Here is a 15,649-nt window from a genome sequence, read left to right as displayed (position 1 = left end):
CGGGGCGGCACCGCGGCGACGTCGAACCCCGGGAACGCTGCATCGGCGAGCGGGGCGCCGGCCTCGGACACGCCATCGTCACGCGCATCGCGGCGCGTGAGCGGCTTGCCCTCCTCGGCGTCTCGCGTTTCGTCGGTCATGCGGGCTTACACCTCGAGGAGTTCGGCCTCTTTGCGCTTGAGCGCGTCGTCGATCAGATCGACGTGCTGACGCGTCAGCGCGTCCAGCTCCTTCTCGCCGCGGGCGATCTCGTCTTCACCGAGCTCGCTCTTCAGCGCATCGAGCTCGTCCTTCGCCTTGCGACGGATGCCACGCACGTGCACCTTCGCGTCCTCGGCCTTGGACTTCACGAGCTTGACGTATTCCTTGCGACGCTCAGCCGTGAGCTCCGGCATCGTGACGCGCACGAGGTTGCCGTCGTTGGTGGGGTTCGCACCGAGGTTCGGCATCTCGCGGATGGCCTGCTCGATCGCCTTCAGCGCCGACTTGTCGTACGGGGTGATGATGAGCGTGCGCGCCTCTTGGTTCGCCAGGGAGGCCAGCTGCGCGAGCGGCGTCGGGGTGCCGTAGTAGTCCACGAGCACCTTCTGGAAGAGCTGGGGGTTGGCGCGGCCCGTGCGCACCGTGGAGAAGTCCTCCTTGGCAGCCTCGACGGCGCGAGACATGCGGGTAGTGGTTTCAGCGAGGACATCCGCGATCACGGTGACTCCTATCGTCGGGGTGTTCAGAAATTCTATCGGTCGGGCGTGCTCGAACCGCGCAGGCCGTCAGGCGGTGACGAGCGTGCCGATCGTCTCGCCCAGAAGCGCGCGGGTGACGTTCCCGGCCGGCTCCATCCCGAAGACGCGCATGTCCATGTTGTTGTCCATGCACAGGCTGAAGGCGGTGGAGTCGACGACCTTGAGGCCCTGCTGCAGCGCGTCGCGGTACGTCACGCGTTCGATGCGCTCGGCGTCGGCGTGCTTGTTCGGGTCGGCGGTGTAGATGGCATCGACGCCGTTCTTGGCGACGAGCACCTCCTGCGCACCGATCTCCAGGGCGCGCTGCGCCGCGACGGTGTCGGTCGAGAAGTACGGCAGTCCGGCACCCGCGCCGAAGATCACGACGCGCCCCTTCTCCATGTGTCGCTCCGCCCGCCGCGGGATGTACGGCTCGGCGACCTGCGTCATCGCGATCGCCGACTGGACGCGGGTCGCCGCCCCCGCCTGCTCGAGGAAGTCCTGCAGCGCGAGAGCGTTCATCACGGTGCCGAGCATGCCCATGTAGTCCGCGCGGCCGCGGTCCATGCCGCGCTGACTCAGTTCGGCGCCGCGGAAGAAGTTGCCACCGCCGACGACCACGGCGACCTCGACCCGATCCACCGCCGCCGCGATCTCCCGCGCCATCTGGCTGACGACGTCCGGGTTCACCCCCAACTGCCCCGCTCCGAAGGCCTCTCCGGAGAGCTTGAGCAGGACGCGGCGGCGTCCGGTGCGTTCAGTCATGGGTGGTGTCCTCTCGTCCCAATTCAAGATAGTGCCTCGTGGGCATGAAGAAGGGGTTCGGATCATGCGATCCGAACCCCTTCGACGGTGTTACGCGCCGACCTTGAAGCGCGCGAAGTCCGTCACGGTGATACCGGCGTCCTTCGCCACCTGGGCGACGGAGAGCTTGTTGTCCTTCGCGTAGTCCTGCTCGAGCAGGGCGACCTGCTTGATGAACGCGGCGACACGGCCCTCGACGATCTTCGGCAGGGCGGCCTCGGGCTTGCCCTCGTTGCGGGAGATCTCGGTGACGATCTCACGCTCCTTCTCGACCGCGTCCGCCGGCACGTCCTCGCGGGACAGGTACGACGGGTTCGCGAACGAGATGTGCTGAGCGATGCTGCGCGCGGTCTCGGCGTCGTCACCCGAGTAGGCGACGACGACGCCGATCTGCGGCGGCAGGTCCTTGCTGGTGCGGTGCAGGTAGACCTCGACCTTGTCGCCGGAGATCGTGCGCACGCGACGCAGCTCGACCTTCTCGCCGATGATCGCCGCCTCCTCCGAGATGACCTGCTCGACGCTCTTGTCGCCGGCCTGGGCGGCCAGCGCGGCCTCGACCGAGTCCGCCTTGACCGCGGCCGCGGCGTCGGCGACCTTGTCGGCCAGCGCGATGAATCGGTCGTTCTTCGCGACGAAGTCGGTCTCGCAGGCGAGCTCGATCAGGGTCACGGCGCCGTCCTGCTCGCGAGCGACGACGAGGCCCTCGCTCGTGGAACGGTCAGCGCGCTTGGCGTTGCCCTTCGCACCCTTGAGACGCAGGATCTCGGTGGCCTTCTCGACGTCGCCGTCGGCCTCCTCGAGCGCCTTCTTGGTGTCGACCATTCCGGTGCCGAGCTGCTCGCGCAGCGCCTTGAGGTCCGCGATGGTGAAGTTGGCCATGTGTGGTGGCTCCTTGCTTCGTGATGTGGGTGTGAACGAGGGATTACTTGTTGTCTGCGGCCTCGGCGGCGGCGACCTCAGCGGTCTCCTCACCGGAAGCGGCGGCGATCGCCTCGTCGTGCGCCTCGGCACCGGCCTTGTCGGCGGCGGTCTCGTCGGCAGCGGGCGTCTCGACGACAGCGGCCTCATCGGCGGCGGTGACCACCTCAGCGGCGTCGGCCGACTCCTCGACCGGAGCCTCGAGCAGCTCCTTCTCCCACTCGGCGAGCGGCTCGGCGTCACCCGACTCGGGGTTGTGCTTCTGCTGCAGGCCCTCGGCCGCGGCGTCAGCGATGATGCGGGTCAGCAGCGAGACGGAGCGGATCGCGTCGTCGTTGCCGGGGATCGGGTACTGGAAGTCGTCCGGGTCCGCGTTGGTGTCGAGGATGCCGATCACCGGGATGCCGAGCTTCTTGGCCTCGTCGATCGCGAGGTGCTCGCGCTTGGCGTCGACGACCCACAGGGCCGACGGCGTCTTGGTGAGGTTGCGGATGCCGCCGAGCGACTTGTGCAGCTTGTCGAGCTCGCGCTTCTTGAGCAGCAGCTCCTTCTTGGTGAAGCCCGAAGCGGCCGGGTTCTCGTAGTCGAGCTCCTCGAGCTCCTTCATGCGGGCGAGACGCTTCGCGATCGTGGAGAAGTTGGTGAGGAGTCCACCCAGCCAGCGCTGGTTCACGAACGGCTGGCCGACGCGCGTGGCCTGCTCCGCGAGGATCTCCTGCGCCTGCTTCTTGGTGCCGACGAAGAGGATGGTGCCGCCGTGCGCGACGGTCTCCTTGACGAAGTCGTACGCCTTGTCGATGTAGCCGAGCGACTGCTGGAGGTCGATGATGTGGATGCCGCTGCGCTCCGTGAGAATGAAGCGCTTCACCTTCGGGTTCCACCGACGGGTCTGGTGTCCGAAGTGCACGCCGCTGTCGAGCAGCTGGCGGATGGTGACCACAGCCATGGTCGTCTCCTGGTTCTGGCGCTCGAAGGCGCCGTTGAGGTTGTTCACGCCGACCGGATGATCGGACGCCCTGGTGCCCGGCTCACGCCCACCTGCGGGAAGCAGGACCTGCGGGAGTGGATGCCACGAGAGAATCGCTGTGGGCACGCGTAGTCACCCCGAGATCGAGGTGCTCGTCCAGCATACAGGATCACGGTGCGGCGCTCGCACTGCACAGCCTGGAGCTCGCGCGACTTGTTCCCGGCCGCCGAACCAGCGACTCGCCCGCCCGCCATGCGTCCGCCGCCTCCCTCAGACTCGCCGCATGACCTCAGAACACCGATCGGTCGTCCTCGCTCTCGCGCTGGTCGCAGCCGTGCTCTCGGGCACCCTGAGCGGCGCGGCGGCCACGACCGCTCCCGTCGCGGGCTCGGGCCCGGAGCTGACGAACGTCGCGGCGGTTGATCGCGCGCCGACCGGTCTCTCCCTCGGGGTGTCGCGCGTACGGATGGAGGGTTCGAGCACCGGGAGGCCGCGCGACCGCACGCGCGAACCCGCCGGCGACTGGCACTGGCCCGTGGAGGGCGCGCGCTCCGTCGTGGTCCGCTTCCGTGCTCCGACGCAGCCGTACGGCCCGGGTCATCGCGGTGTGGACATCGCTGCGCCCGTCGGCGCCGCGGTGATGGCTCCGGCGGACGGTGTCGTGGCCTTCCGGGGTGTCGTCGTCGATCGGCCTCTTCTGACCATCACTCACGCCGGCGGTCTGGTCACGACGTTCGAGCCGGTGGACTCTTCGCTCTCGCCGGGCGAACGTGTGACACGTGGACAGCACGTCGGCACGGTCGCGCGGGGCGGACACGCGGCCGATGGCACCGTCCATCTCGGCGTGCGGCTGCAAGGCCTGTACGTCGATCCACTGACGCTGTTCGGAGAGGTGCGACGCGCGGTGCTCCTCCCCTGCTGTCGCGAGTGATCCGGCGAGTCCGACGACCGGCAGCCTCCTCGCGTGCCCGTCGCACCCCCGGGGTGCTGCAACAGGGGTGCGGGACGTGAGCGGCTCGGGCGCCGTCAGGCGCGGGGATGAGCGAGACGATAGGTCGCCGTGAGGCGCTCCGCGGAGACATGCGTGTAGATCTGGGTCGTGCCCAGGCTGGCGTGGCCGAGGATCTCCTGCACGGCACGCAGATCCGCGCCTCCGTCGAGGAGGTGGGTCGCCGCGCTGTGTCGCAGCGCATGCGGGCCGATCGTCTCCGCCCCCACGACCGGCGCCAGCGCTCGGGCCACCAGGGCGTACACGGCTCGCGGTCCCATGCGTCCCCCTCGCGCTCCGAGGAAGACTGCCGTTCCGGGGGACATGGCGCGGGCGAGCAGCGTGGGCCTGGCACGGGTGAGGTACGCACCTGTGGCCACGACGGCCGGAGCCCCGAAGGGCACGACCCGCTCCTTCGCGCCCTTGCCGAGGACACGGACGGTCCCGCGCTCGAGGTCGACATCGTCGACGTCGAGGCCGCACAACTCGGAGACGCGGATGCCTGCCCCATACAGGAGCTCCAGGATCGCGTGATCTCGCAGCGCCACCGGGTCTCCGTCGCTCGCGGCCGCGCGGTGCGCGTCGAGCAACTGGGTCATCGCATCCTTCGACGCCACGGTCGGCAGTGTCTTCGCTCGTTTGGGGGCCACGAGGCGGATGCTCGGGTCGGTCGCGATCAGCTCGCGTTCGCGCGCCCAGGCGAAGAAGGATCGTGCGGCGGCCGCGCGACGTGCCAGGGTGGAGCGGGCGTCGCCACGCTGGGTCGCGTGCCAGAGCCATTCCCGAAGATCTTCCAGGTCCACGCTCGCCACCGGCCCGATGCCCACCGTGGACCCGAGGTCTCGCAGGTCTGCACGGTAGGCGCGCACGGTCGCGGGCGAGAGCCGGCGCACCTTCTCCAGGTGGTCGGTGAACGCCTCCACCGCGACTGCGTAATCCACGTCTCCAGCTTGCCCGGATCGTCGGCGAGTTCGTTGCGCCCCGCCGCACCGCGACGTTCGGCGGTACTCGGGCAACTCAGCGGCGGCGCCACCCCCGCTCGTCTCGGCGCACGGTGCCCTCCAGATCGAGAAGCCCGAGGATCGCGCGCGCCCGCCCTGCCTCGACCCCCGCTCGTTCCGCGATGTCGGCGATCGTCAGGGAGACCGCCGTGCTCATCGCTGCCTCGACACGACTCCGATCGGGGCCGAGGGAGGAGACGCCAGGAGGCGCCCCCACCGACTCCCCCATGAGCTCTCTGACCTCCGCGGCCGACGTCACGCAGGTCGCGTCGTACTCCCGCAGGAGCCGATGGCACCCGGCCGATGATGCGGACGTCACGGGTCCCGGCACCGCGCCGAGGGGCCGTCCGAGAGTCGCGGCATGGCCCGCGGTGTTCAGGGAGCCGCTTCGCCACCCCGCCTCGACGACGACCGTCGCATGCCCCAGCGCCGCGATGAGTCTGTTTCGAGCGAGGAACCGCCACTTGGTGGGAGCGGCCCCGCACGGGGGCTCGCTCACCACGGCACCGCGCTCCGCGATGCGCGTCAACAGGTCGTGATGACCGGCGGGGTAAAGACGGTCCACGCCGCCGGCGAGCACCGCGACCGTCTCCCCTCCCACCCCGAGAGCAGCGCGGTGTGCCGCTCCGTCGATGCCATACGCACCACCCGACACGATCACCGCGCCGGTCGTCGCCAGGTCTCCCGCCAGCTCCGACGCCACGCGGTCGCCGTACCCGGTCGCAGCCCGCGCGCCGACGACGGCGACCAGGGGCTGCGCAACCAGGAGCTCGCAGCGCCCGCGCACCCAGAGAGCCGCGGGTGCCTGTGTGCCGAGATCGGACAGACGGACCGGCCAGCAGGCGTCACCGGGCACGACGAGGTGAGCCCCGACCGATTCCGCCGCGCGGAACGCACGACACACCGCTGCTGGTGACGCGCGCGGTGCCCAGCGCCTCCGTGCCTCAGCGAGCGCGCGTACAGCTCCGGCACGGCGCACTTCGGGTTTCGTGCGCGCACTCGCGTCGAAGGCGTAGCGGAGCCCACCCACCGCCCCGAACTCCTGCGTCAAGACTCCGGCGACGGCATCTCCGGGTTCGGCGATGACGCTCCAAGCCGCGCGGGCGACGACGTCCGCAAGTCCTTCGGATTGGCCTCCTCGAATCCGACGGGCGACCGCACACGTGCTCTCGTCGGCGAGCAGAGCGTCGATCATGCCGCCACCCCTCGACGCAGGTGCAAGGCGCGACCGATCTCCTCTTCGCCGGGCCGCCCCCGGCCGGCGAGGTCCGCCATCGTCCACGCGACCCTGAGCACACGGTCGTAACCGCGGAGCGTGAGCGCACCGCGCTCGAGGGCACGATCGAGGATCATCCGCTCGGTCTTCTCCACATGGAACGGGGCCCGTCGGAGGACGGGACCTGGCACCTCGGCGTTCTTCTGCCAGGGTGTCCCACGCCAGCGATGCGCCGCGCGCTCCTGTGCTGCCTGCACGCGCTCACGCGCGAACGCCGTCGTCACCCGAGCACGCGCGTCGGAGATGGCTTTCGACGCGGCAACACGGGTGAGCCCGAGATCGATGTCGACTCGGTCACGCAAAGGGCCGGATATCCGAGCGGCATACCGTCGGACGGCGCTCGGCGGACAGGTGCATTCCGCGTTCCGCACACCGAAGTTGCCGCAGGGACACGGGTTCGTGGCGAGCAGGAGTTGGAAGCGGGCAGGGAAACGCGCGGTGAAGCCGGATCGGTGCACGTCCACCACCCCCGATTCCAACGGCTGGCGAAGCGCGTCGAGCGCGACGCGGGAGAACTCGGCCGCCTCGTCGAGGAACAGCACCCCGCGATGCGCACGAGCCACGGCTCCCGGCCTCGCAGAGCGCGATCCTCCGCCGATCAACGCCACGGTGGAGGCCGTATGGTGGGGCGCCTCCAGCGGAGGTCGACGGTCCAGAGAGGTGACGGACTCGCCGCTCAGCGACCGGATCGATGCGACCTCCAGCGCCTCTCGCTCATCGAGCAGCGGCAGGATCCCCGGCATACGTGCGGCGAGCATGGACTTCCCCGCGCCAGGAGGACCGCTGAGGAGCAGGTGATGGCCGCCCGCGGCGGCTGCGATGAGGGCCTCGACCGCCTCGTCCTGTCCGATGACGTCTGCGAGGTCGTGCTCGTCCTCGCGCCGGGAGACGGGGGCCGGAAGCAGGACCGGCTCGACGTCGTCCACGTCCACGGCGGCGCCATGCCAGACGGCGACCTCGGCCAGCGACGCCGCGGACCGCACTTCCACACCGGGAACCAACCGCGCCTCCGGCTCGTTGCCGCGCGGCACCACGACCTGGGTGAACCCCGCACGCACGGCGGCGAAGACCGCCGGCAGGACGCCGGGCACCGGGCGGATCCTCCCGTCGAGCCCGAGTTCGCCGAGATGTACCGTCCGTCGGACCGCTCGCTGGTTCAGAGTGCCGCCCGTGGCGAGGCTGGCGATCGCGATGGCGAGGTCGAAGGCCGAGCCGTGCTTCGGGAGACTGGCCGGCGACAGGTTGACGGTGAGACGGCGCCGTGGGAGATCCAGCCCGGAGTTCTGACAGGCGTTGTGGACTCGCTGTACGGCCTCGCCGAGCGACTTGTCCGGAAGCCCGATGATGCGGAACTCGGGCGTCTGATTGGACAGATCGGCCTCCACCTCGACGAGGTGTCCGACAGCACCGTTGAGGGCGACGGACCAGGTGCGCGCGGTGGTCACGCGATGTCCTCGAGATGGTCGACGACGCCCTGCGCGGCGTCCGGACCGGTGATCCCGATCGCCTCGAGGCGCAGCGCCAGGCCCGCCACCGCATCCGCGTGCGCGGCCCGCCAGGCGTACGCGAGCTGCCAGAGACGACGGCGTTTCCGTGCATCGATCGCCTCGAGCGGATGCCCGAATGCGGCGCTCCGCCGTGTCTTCACCTCGACGATCGCGAGCCATCCGTCCCGCTGGGCGACGATGTCGATCTCGCCCTGCGCACACCGCCAGTTCCGGTCGAGGATGGTGTACCCGCGGTATCGGAGGTACTCCGCCGCACGTCGTTCGCCCGCTCGTCCGAGCTCGTCTTTCGCTGCCATGCGGAGAGGATCCCGCACTCCCGCCCTGCGCCGTGGGGCTGTCGGGCTTTGCGAGGGACGCCGCGGAGAAGACCCTCGTTCCTGCGGTCGGTGCAGAACGGGAGTCGCAGCCGACCGGCGCGTCTGGACCTCTCCGACGGCGTCAGGTCACTCGCCGTCGAGGGACAGCTCCTGCGGGAGCTCGAACTCGCGTCGCTGCAGTTCCTCGACGTTGACGTCCTTGAAGGTGAGGACCCGCACGGCCTTCACGAAGCGGTCCGCGCGATAGATGTCCCAGACCCAGACATCGCTCATGGAGATCTCGAAGTAGAAGTCGTGCTCGGTGTCGCGTCGCACGACGTTGACCTCGTTGGCGAGGTAGAAGCGCCGCTCGGTCTCGACCACGTACTGGAACTGCGAGACGACGTCACGGTACTCACGGAACAGCGCCAGCTCGAGCTCGCGGTCGTAGTCGTCGAAGGCTTCCTCATCCATGATGACTCCATCCTATGGCGGCGGACCGCACGGAGCGGTATCCGCGGGCGCCCTCAGAAGAGCGTCGGGGCATCGGCGATCGCCCAGGACGACCGGTGGAACGGTGACAGGCCCAGAGCGCGGATGGCGTCCCGATGCTCGGGGCTCGCGTAGCCCTTGTTCCGATCCCACTGATAGCCGCTATGACCCTCGTGCAGCTCGGCCATGTGCCCGTCGCGTGCGACCTTGGCGATCACGGAGGCGGCCGACACGGAGGCGCAGTCGCGGTCGGCCTTGACCACCGGCCGCACACGGAGGGGGACGGGATGGACGCGGGACACGTAGTCGTGATTCCCATCGAGCAGCACCAGCGCATTCTCGAGGGCGGCCCCCTGGTCCACCACGGCCTGAACGGCCCGCGACGCGGCGAGACCGAGCGCCCGCATGATCCCCACCTCGTCGACCTCCCTCGCCGTTGCCCAGCCGACGGCGGAGGCCTGGACCCACGCCGCGGCGCGCGCAGCCACCTCAGGGCGCCGTCGTTCCGTGACGAGTTTCGAGTCGCGCAGGCCCTCGGGAACCCGCCGGCGCGCTCCCTTGGCGTCCATCACGGCGGCCCCCACGGCGACCGGCCCCGCGAGGGCACCGCGACCGACCTCGTCGAGCGCGATGATCAGCTCGCATTCGCCGAGGAGCCGTCGCTCGAGCGTCAGACGGGGCGCGACGACGGTCATTCCGACTCCGGTACCCCGTTGAAGATCTCGTGATGCCCGTCGATCGTGCCGAACCGATCGAGCGGCCAGGTCGTCAGGAACGCCTTGCCGACGATGTTGCCGACGGGCACGAAGCCGCCGCTCGGGAGATCCTGGTGGGCGCGCGCGTCTCGCGAGCGATCGCGGTTGTCGCCCAGGAGCCACACCGAGTCCTCAGGCACGACCACGTCGAACGGCTCGTTGGAGGCGGCGGTGTCGCCCTGCGGGAGGTTGAGGTATCCGAGCTCGTCGATCGGTGCACCATTGATCGTGATCTGCCCCAGCGCGTTGCAGCACACCACGTGGTCGCCCGCGACCCCGATCACGCGCTTGACGAGATGGTCCTGCGAGTCCGTCGCCGAGATACCCACGAAGTTCAGCACCCAATCCACGGCCTGGATCAGAGGCGGCTGCGCCGGTGTCTGCACTTGACCGTCGAGCCATCCCCCGGGGTCCTTGAACACGACCACGTCGCCCCGCTCGTAGCCGGTCCAGCGCGGTGTCAGCTCGTCGACGAGGATCCTGTCGTTGATGAGTAGCGTCCGCTCCATCGAGGCCGAGGGGATATAGAACGAGCGGACGACGAACGTCTTGATGACGAACGACACCAGCGCCGCGATCAGGACGATCACCAGCACATCACGGAGGAAGACCAGGAACCCGCGGCGCCTTCTCGTCGGACGTGCGGACGGAGAGTCAGTCATCTGGTTCCTTCTCGAGTGGAGCACCGTTGGCACACGGCAGTAACAAGGGTCGCACACCCCGCGCACGACAAAGCACCCCGGGACATCGTGTCCCGGGGTGCTGTGAGGAAGCTGCGACTCAGTTGTCGCGCTTCTCCTTGATCTTCGCCTTCTTGCCACGCAGCTCGCGCAGGTAGTAGAGCTTCGCACGACGAACGTCACCGCGCGTGACGACCTCGATGTGGTCGATCACCGGGGAGTGCACGGGGAAGGTGCGCTCCACGCCCACCTGGAAGCTGATCTTGCGGACCGTGAAGGTCTCGCGCACGCTGTCGCCCTGGCGGCCGATGACGACGCCCTGGAAGACCTGGATACGGGAGCGGTTTCCCTCGGTGATGTTGACGTGCACCTTGACGGTGTCACCGGGGAAGAACTCGGGGATGTCGGAACGGAGCGAAGCCGCGTCGACGGCGTCGAGGATCTGCATGATCGTCTCTCTCTGCACTCGCCACAGGTCGGATGCATGATGATGGAAGGAACAAGAACGGGTGTGTGCTGAACGGCGCTGACGCGTCCGCGGGCTCCCCTGAGGCAGAGCCGGTCACGGCACAAGAATCCATTCTGCCACGGATGGCAGATGCGACCAAAACGGTCACTCAGTCCCGGGGATCACTCTCGCGCACGACGACGATCTCATGGGGCTCCGCGCGCACGGTCGGCTCGTCCGCGGCGGGGATCGTGGACCATGTGATGGTCTCTCTGATGCGCGCCCCACTGCCACGGGCCTCGTTCCACAGCTGCCACAGCTGCAGCCAGACGAGCGCGATCCCGACGACGATCGCCGCCGCGAGCAACCAGCCAAACGCGCCGTCGATGAAGAACCCCACCGCGATGGTGAGGCCATGCCACAGCGCGAAGCCGGCGACATCCCACCAGGACACGGCACGCTCAGCGCGGACCGACGGCCGCGAACGCGTGAGCAGTGTGAGCAGGAGCTGCCCGATGAAGACGGACGGCATCGCGATGAGCAACACCCACAGGATGGCCCAGCCGCCCTGGAACACGCCCCAGCCGACGAGGAGCCACAGCGGGAGCACGAAGGCAGACGGCAGGAGCCACCGGAAGAACGCCTGACGCAACCACATGCTCCGATGCTACGTCGGTCGCCCCTCGTCGGGTCAGCGTGTTCGCTCTGAGCGCGCGGCTCCCCTGGGCGCTTCGATCAGGGAGAATGGAGGAAACGAGAGGACACCCATGATCGAACTGCGCACCCCTGCCGAGATCGACGAGATGCGCGCGGCAGGCCGGTTCGTCGCCGAGACCCTGGCGACCCTGCGCGACGAGACGAAAGTGGGCACCAACCTTCTGGCGATCGACCGTCGCGCCCACGACATGATCCGCAGAGCGGGCGCGGAGTCCTGCTACATCGACTACCACCCGTCCTTCGGGGCGAGCCCCTTCGGCAAGGTCATCTGCACCTCCGTGAACGACGCGGTCCTGCACGGCCTCCCCCACGACTACACCCTGCGCGACGGCGATCTGGTCACCCTCGACTTCGCGGTCTCCGTCGACGGATGGGTGGCCGACTCCGCCGTCTCGTTCGTGGTCGGCACGCCGCGCGACGAGGACCTGCGTCTGATCGACACCACCGAGCGGGCTCTCACGGCCGCGATCGAGACCTCTGTCGTGGGCAACCGCATCGGCGACATCTCCGCTGCGATCGCCGACGTCGCCCACGGCGAGGGCTACTCCATCAACACCGACTTCGGCGGGCACGGCGTCGGACGCACCATGCACGGAGACCCGCATGTGGCGAACGACGGCAGAGCGGGCCGCGGCTTCCCGCTCCGCGCCGGCCTGGTCCTGGCTCTCGAACCGTGGTTCCTCGCGACCACCGACGAGCTCGTGACCGACCCCGACGGCTGGACGCTGCGCAGCGTCGACGGCTCCCGCGGTGCGCATTCGGAGCACACCATCGCGATCACGGATGACGGGCCGATCATCCTCACCGACCGTTCCTTCCTCGGCGTCGACTGACCCGCGACGTCACGCCCGTTCCCACGACGCCACGGGGCCCTCGACTACGACGAACAACGGATGAGGCGCCGGACGGTGCGTGTGCGCATGCAGGGCCAGGCGGTCCGGGCTTCGGGCGGCGAGCTTGGCACGCAGATGGCGCCACTCGAGATCGAGTTGACCGGTGGTGACCTCGAGGGGCGGCACAGTGGTGCCGAGGGTACGGATGCGCGCGCGATCGAAGCGGTAGCCACGCGCGTCAGCCTCGTCCGCAAGACCGCGCAGATAGGCCGCCACCGCCGTCGATGGCTCGGGTGCCTCACGGAAGCGCGCCAGCTGCGGGTGCTCGCGATAGCCCTTCGTCGTTCCGGCGAGCACAGCCTGAGCGAGCAGGGTCTCGCGCCAGCACGCCACGAGGCCCTGCCGGTCGAGGTACACCGGATGCAACGACCAAATCCTCATGCGCGCCGGTAGCGGAAGACGTCAGTCAGGTGCGGAAGGTCGAACGCCGCACTGCCCGCCGTCTCCGGGCTGTCGTCGAGCACGGCCTCGATCGCATCACGCATCGCGCGGCGCCCGGACTCGTTCGCGACGAGATAGCTGCTGACCGTGGCCCACCGGGCGACGTAGCCGGCACGGCTGATCCGTTCCGTCCAGCGGATCTCGTGGTGCCCGACGAAGTCGAAGCCCGGCAGCTCCACGGCGGTCGCGGTCGTGGCATCGGCGTCGCCCACGGCCGGGTGGGCGATGCGGTGACATGCGACGTCCCATGCGCACGTCGGATCCGCGCGGTTCCAGAGCAGACCCAGCACACCCGCCGGCCTCAGTATCCGCGCGATCTCCGCCGCGGCCGTGTCCCGGTCGAACCAGTGGAAGGCCTGCGCAACGCAGACCGCCTCGACGGCGCCGTCGCCCAGGGGGATGCGCTCAGCCGTACCGTCGAGAGCGCTGACCGTTGGCAGCTTGGACCGAAGCACCTCGCGCATCGGCGCGGAAGGCTCGACGGCCACCACGCGATCCGCGCGCTCGAGCAGGAGCTCGGTGAACTTGCCCGTCCCCGCGCCGAGGTCGAGCACCGTAGGAACCGCGGCGGGGAGGATGGCTTCGACCGCTGCGACGGGGAATCCCGGCCGATGACGGTCGTACTCCTCGCCGATCGTCTCGAACGACTGCGCGAGTGCCCTGTCCACCATGCTCCGACGCTAACAGGTGCGCGACACGCGTTCGGAGGTCGGTTCAGGCCTCCGCCGGTGGCAGGAGGTCCGGCCGACGGCGCCGAGTCCGTTCGATCTGCTGTTCGCGGCGCCAGGCCGCGATCGCCCCGTGGTTGCCGCTGAGCAGCACCTCCGGCACCGCACGCTCGCGCCAGACCGAGGGCTTCGTGTACGACGGGTACTCCAGCAGCCCGTCCTCGTGCGACTCCTCGACGAGGCTCTCCGGATTGCCGACGACACCGGGGATGAGCCGTCCGACAGCCTCGATCATGGCCATCGCGGCGACTTCGCCGCCGTTCAGCACGTAGTCGCCGAGGCTGATCAACCGGACCTCGCCCAGGCCGGACGCGTACTCGAAGACGCGCTCGTCGATCCCCTCGTAGCGGCCGCAACCGAACACGAGATGTCCCCGCGTCGAGAGATCGCGCGCCGTCGCCTGCGTGAAGACCTCCCCCGCCGGAGACGGGAAGATGAAGGTGGGAGCTTCGGTGCCGGACACGTCGGAACCGGCGATCTCATCGAGGGCGAGCCCCCACGGCTCCGGCTTCATGACCATGCCCGCTCCCCCGCCGTACGGGGTGTCGTCGACCGTGCGATGGCGGTCGTGCGTCCAGTCGCGGAGGTCGTGGACGCGCAGATCGAGCAGACCGGTGTGCCGCGCCTTTCCGAGCAGCGACAGCGTCAGGCCGTCGAAGTACGACGGGAAGATGGAGACGACATCGATGCGCACGGGGGAACCGTATCAGCGCGATTCGGAAGCGTCGTCCGCCTCCGTCGACTCGTCCGCCTGGGCATCCTCCGAGTCGGGGAGCTCCTCGAACAGACCGGACGGCGGCGTCACGATGACGCGGCCGCCCGCGACATCGACGGTCGGCACGATCGCCTCGACGAACGGCACCATGATCTCCTGCTCGCCCGCCTTCACGATGAGGAGGTCCTGGGCGGGGAAGTGATCGACGCGGACGACGCGACCGACCACGGTCTCGTCGCGGACGACGTCGAGTCCGACCAGCTGGTGGTCGAACCAGGCGTTCTCCTCGACCTCATCCTCGTCCTGATCGATCCAGAGGATCGCGCGCACGAGGCTCTCGGCGGCCGTGCGGTCGTCGACGTCGTCGAAGAACACGACCGGGTTCCCGTTCATCACGCGGTACTCGCGGACGGTGATCTCCTTGCCGTGCCACGGAGATGCCTCGGGCACCTGCAACGTGAACACGGCCCCCGGGGTGAATCGGCCCTCGGGGTTGTCGGTGTACAGCTCCAGCTTCAGGGCGCCCTTCAGCCCGTGCGCCTTGACGAGCCGTCCGACGCGGAGCTGGTTCCTGCCCTGGCTGCGGTCCTTCGCCACCACGTCAGTCGTCCGCGACGTCGACACGAACGCGACGCCCGTCCGCGAGAGCGCTGACGAGAGTGCGCAGGGCTTTGGCCGTGCGGCCGCCGCGCCCGATCACGCGTCCACGGTCGTCGGGGTGCACACGCACCTCGAGGAGGTCGCCTCGCGGCGAGGTGGATTCGGTGATGCGCACATCCTCCGGGTGATCGACGATCCCCTTGACGATGTGCTCGAGCGCGGCGGCAAGCACGATGGATTACTCGGCGTCGGCGGCGGGAGCCTCGGCGGCCTCCGCGTCGGCGTCAGCGGCGGGAGCCTCCTCAGCGGGAGCCTCCTTCTTCTCCGCCTTCGGCTTGATGACCGACTTCTTCGAGGAGTCGGCCTCGAACGCCGTCTTCTCCTCGGCGACCTTGAGCGTGGACTTCGCGTCCTTGTCGCCCTTGAAGATGCCCCAGTCGCCCGTGATCTTGAGGATGGCGGTGACCTGCTCGGTCGGCTGAGCGCCGACGGACAGCCAGTACTGCGCACGCTCGGAGTCGACCTCGATGAAGGAGGGCTCCTCGGTGGGGTGGTACTTGCCGATCTCCTCGATCACACGACCGTCGCGCTTGGTGCGCGAGTCGGCGACGACGATGCGGTAGTAAGGCGCGCGGATCTTGCCCAGGCGCTTGAGACGAATCTTGACAGACACGATTCTCCTGAATGGTGTGGAAGGAAACGA

At 69.1% G+C, this 15,649-nt stretch carries 21 protein-coding genes; 2 read left to right on the top strand and 19 right to left on the bottom strand.

Going from position 1 to position 15,649, the window contains the following annotated elements:
• Window positions 1-146: 146 nt before the first annotated feature.
• From frr to rpsB, 4 genes are all read right to left on the bottom strand, one after another.
• The gene (gene frr / locus DW309_RS17275; protein WP_136031814.1) at window positions 147-701 is read right to left on the bottom strand and encodes a ribosome recycling factor; all 555 of its coding nucleotides are present in this window, start codon (window positions 699-701) and stop codon (window positions 147-149) included.
• A gap of 66 nt (window positions 702-767) precedes the next feature.
• Complete coding sequence (gene pyrH, locus DW309_RS17270) at window positions 768-1,484, bottom strand: UMP kinase (RefSeq protein WP_136031812.1); 717 nt, start codon at window positions 1,482-1,484, stop codon at window positions 768-770.
• A gap of 90 nt (window positions 1,485-1,574) precedes the next feature.
• Complete coding sequence (tsf, locus tag DW309_RS17265) at window positions 1,575-2,402, bottom strand: translation elongation factor Ts (RefSeq protein ID WP_136031810.1); 828 nt, start codon at window positions 2,400-2,402, stop codon at window positions 1,575-1,577.
• Window positions 2,403-2,445: 43 nt separating this feature from the next.
• Complete coding sequence (rpsB, locus tag DW309_RS17260; RefSeq protein ID WP_136031920.1) at window positions 2,446-3,387, bottom strand: 30S ribosomal protein S2; 942 nt, start codon at window positions 3,385-3,387, stop codon at window positions 2,446-2,448.
• Between the two features lie 304 nt (window positions 3,388-3,691).
• Here rpsB and DW309_RS17255 point away from each other — a divergent pair, with 304 nt between their 5' ends.
• The gene (locus tag DW309_RS17255) at window positions 3,692-4,339 is read left to right on the top strand and encodes a murein hydrolase activator EnvC family protein (protein ID WP_240753274.1); all 648 of its coding nucleotides are present in this window, start codon (window positions 3,692-3,694) and stop codon (window positions 4,337-4,339) included.
• A gap of 95 nt (window positions 4,340-4,434) precedes the next feature.
• Here the strand turns inward: DW309_RS17255 and DW309_RS17250 are convergent, their stop codons facing one another.
• The 9 genes from DW309_RS17250 to DW309_RS17210 all read right to left on the bottom strand — a co-directional run bounded on the left by DW309_RS17250 (window position 4,435) and on the right by DW309_RS17210 (window position 11,510).
• Window positions 4,435-5,337, bottom strand: coding sequence for a tyrosine recombinase (locus DW309_RS17250; protein ID WP_136031809.1), 903 nt, complete (start codon window positions 5,335-5,337; stop codon window positions 4,435-4,437).
• 76 nt (window positions 5,338-5,413) lie between these two features.
• Complete coding sequence (gene dprA / locus DW309_RS17245) at window positions 5,414-6,592, bottom strand: DNA-processing protein DprA (RefSeq protein WP_136037399.1); 1,179 nt, start codon at window positions 6,590-6,592, stop codon at window positions 5,414-5,416.
• Window positions 6,589-8,118: a YifB family Mg chelatase-like AAA ATPase gene (locus tag DW309_RS17240; protein ID WP_136046067.1), complete on the bottom strand. Its 1,530-nt coding sequence runs from the start codon at window positions 8,116-8,118 to the stop codon at window positions 6,589-6,591. Before DW309_RS17240 ends, dprA begins: the two co-directional genes overlap by 4 nt.
• Window positions 8,115-8,477, bottom strand: coding sequence for a YraN family protein (locus DW309_RS17235; RefSeq protein ID WP_136046066.1), 363 nt, complete (start codon window positions 8,475-8,477; stop codon window positions 8,115-8,117). The genes DW309_RS17240 and DW309_RS17235 overlap by 4 nt, the downstream gene beginning before the upstream one ends.
• A 147-nt stretch (window positions 8,478-8,624) precedes the next feature.
• Window positions 8,625-8,951, bottom strand: coding sequence for a DUF2469 family protein (locus DW309_RS17230; protein WP_017204525.1), 327 nt, complete (start codon window positions 8,949-8,951; stop codon window positions 8,625-8,627).
• 53 nt (window positions 8,952-9,004) lie between these two features.
• Window positions 9,005-9,664 carry a ribonuclease HII gene (gene rnhB, locus DW309_RS17225; RefSeq protein WP_136037023.1) on the bottom strand — a complete coding sequence of 220 codons (660 nt, stop codon included), beginning with the start codon at window positions 9,662-9,664 and terminating at the stop codon, window positions 9,005-9,007.
• Entirely contained in the window at window positions 9,661-10,386 is a 726-nt protein-coding gene (gene lepB / locus DW309_RS17220) for a signal peptidase I (protein ID WP_136034606.1), read from the bottom strand. The genes rnhB and lepB overlap by 4 nt, the downstream gene beginning before the upstream one ends.
• A gap of 118 nt (window positions 10,387-10,504) precedes the next feature.
• Entirely contained in the window at window positions 10,505-10,852 is a 348-nt protein-coding gene (gene rplS / locus DW309_RS17215) for a 50S ribosomal protein L19 (RefSeq protein WP_136034604.1), read from the bottom strand.
• Between the two features lie 169 nt (window positions 10,853-11,021).
• Window positions 11,022-11,510: an MFS transporter permease gene (locus DW309_RS17210; RefSeq protein ID WP_136046065.1), complete on the bottom strand. Its 489-nt coding sequence runs from the start codon at window positions 11,508-11,510 to the stop codon at window positions 11,022-11,024.
• 109 nt (window positions 11,511-11,619) lie between these two features.
• Here DW309_RS17210 and map point away from each other — a divergent pair, with 109 nt between their 5' ends.
• Window positions 11,620-12,402, top strand: a complete 783-nt coding sequence (gene map / locus DW309_RS17205; RefSeq protein ID WP_136037021.1) for a type I methionyl aminopeptidase — start codon at window positions 11,620-11,622, stop codon at window positions 12,400-12,402.
• Window positions 12,403-12,411: 9 nt separating this feature from the next.
• Here the strand turns inward: map and DW309_RS17200 are convergent, their stop codons facing one another.
• The 6 genes from DW309_RS17200 to rpsP are packed head-to-tail and all read right to left on the bottom strand — an operon-like array spanning window position 12,412 to window position 15,619.
• Window positions 12,412-12,843: a pyrimidine dimer DNA glycosylase/endonuclease V gene (locus tag DW309_RS17200; RefSeq protein ID WP_136046064.1), complete on the bottom strand. Its 432-nt coding sequence runs from the start codon at window positions 12,841-12,843 to the stop codon at window positions 12,412-12,414.
• Window positions 12,840-13,574 (bottom strand): class I SAM-dependent methyltransferase, encoded by a 735-nt coding sequence (locus DW309_RS17195; protein ID WP_136046063.1) that lies wholly within the window; start codon window positions 13,572-13,574, stop codon window positions 12,840-12,842. The genes DW309_RS17200 and DW309_RS17195 overlap by 4 nt, the downstream gene beginning before the upstream one ends.
• A gap of 43 nt (window positions 13,575-13,617) precedes the next feature.
• Entirely contained in the window at window positions 13,618-14,325 is a 708-nt protein-coding gene (trmD, locus tag DW309_RS17190) for a tRNA (guanosine(37)-N1)-methyltransferase TrmD (RefSeq protein WP_136037019.1), read from the bottom strand.
• 12 nt (window positions 14,326-14,337) lie between these two features.
• The gene (gene rimM / locus DW309_RS17185; RefSeq protein WP_136034591.1) at window positions 14,338-14,946 is read right to left on the bottom strand and encodes a ribosome maturation factor RimM; all 609 of its coding nucleotides are present in this window, start codon (window positions 14,944-14,946) and stop codon (window positions 14,338-14,340) included.
• Window position 14,947: 1 nt separating this feature from the next.
• Window positions 14,948-15,178, bottom strand: a complete 231-nt coding sequence (locus DW309_RS17180) for an RNA-binding protein (protein WP_136034588.1) — start codon at window positions 15,176-15,178, stop codon at window positions 14,948-14,950.
• 6 nt (window positions 15,179-15,184) lie between these two features.
• On the bottom strand, window positions 15,185-15,619 hold the full coding sequence (rpsP, locus tag DW309_RS17175; protein WP_136037018.1) for a 30S ribosomal protein S16: 435 nt from the start codon (window positions 15,617-15,619) through the stop codon (window positions 15,185-15,187).
• Window positions 15,620-15,649 lie beyond the last annotated feature (30 nt).

This window comes from Microbacterium sp. K41 (genome assembly GCF_004794395.1).
Taxonomy (GTDB): domain Bacteria; phylum Actinomycetota; class Actinomycetes; order Actinomycetales; family Microbacteriaceae; genus Microbacterium; species Microbacterium sufflavum.
The sequence above is the reverse complement of the archived record's forward strand: the minus strand, read 5'-3'. Positions and strand labels throughout refer to the sequence as shown.